This window comes from Actinomadura sp. 7K534, from assembly GCF_004348575.1.
Taxonomy (GTDB): domain Bacteria; phylum Actinomycetota; class Actinomycetes; order Streptosporangiales; family Streptosporangiaceae; genus Spirillospora; species Spirillospora livida.
Map to the genome: position 1 here is coordinate 1 of NZ_SMKB01000492.1, position 1145 is coordinate 1145.

The 1145-nt window shown below is 70.1% G+C and carries 1 protein-coding gene; it reads left to right on the forward strand.

Going from position 1 to position 1145, the window contains the following annotated elements:
* Positions 1-1145: acyl-CoA dehydrogenase (locus E1266_RS37340; protein WP_207946166.1), on the forward strand; the 1145-nt coding region annotated here is incomplete at both ends.

The following is a 1145-nucleotide window of genomic DNA, read 5'->3' on the forward strand; positions in this document are numbered from 1 at the left end:
CGTACGCGCCGTCGGAGGAGCATGAGCTGCTGCGGCGGACGGTGCGTGAGCTGGCCGATGCCAAGATCGCTCCTTTCGCGGCGGAGGTGGACGAGGAGTCGCGGTTCCCGCGGGAGGCGCTGGACGCGCTGGCGGCCGGCGACCTGCATGCGGTGCACGTGCCCGAATCGTACGGCGGCGCGGGAGCCGATGCGCTCGCCACGGTGATCGTGATCGAGGAGGTCGCCCGCGCGTGTGCGTCCTCGTCGCTGATTCCGGCGGTGAACAAGCTGGGCACCGTCCCGATCCTGCTGTCGGGCTCGGAGGAGCTCAAGCGCAGGTACCTGGCGCCGGTGGCGCGGGGTGAGGCGATGTTCTCCTACGCGTTGTCGGAGGCCGACGCCGGGTCGGATGCGGCGGGGATGAAGACGCGTGCGGTGCGCGAGGGCGGGGACTGGGTGCTCAACGGCACCAAGATGTGGATCACCAACGCGGGTGTGTCGGAGTTCTACACGGTGATGGCGGTGACCGATCCGTCGGCCGGTGCGCGGGGGATCTCGGCGTTCGTGGTGGAGAAGGGCGACCCGGGGGTGTCGTTCGGGCCCAAGGAGCGCAAGCTGGGCATCAAGGGCTCCCCGACCCGCCAGGTCATCCTGGAGGACGTGCGCATCCCGGGCGACCGGATCATCGGCGCGGAGGGGACGGGGTTCAAGACGGCGCTGGCCACGCTGGACCACACCCGCATCACCATCGCCGCGCAGGCGCTGGGGATCGCGCAGGGCGCGCTGGACTTCGCGGTCGGGTACGTCAAGGACCGCCGCCAGTTCGGCAGGCCCGTCGCCGATTTCCAGGGTGTGCAGTTCATGCTGGCCGACATGGCGATGCGGCTGGAAGGCGCCCGCCAGCTGACCTACCACGCCGCGATCAAGTCCGAGCGGGCGATGCTGGGCGAGCAGGTCGCGGACCTGACGCTGGTGTCGTCGGCGTGCAAGGCGCTGGCCTCGGACGTGGCGATGGACGTCACCACCGACGCGGTCCAGCTGCTGGGCGGCTACGGGTACACGCGCGAGTTCCCGGTGGAGCGGATGATGCGCGACGCCAAGATCACCCAGATCTACGAGGGCACCAACCAGATCCAGCGCATGGTCATCGCCCGCCAGCTCCTC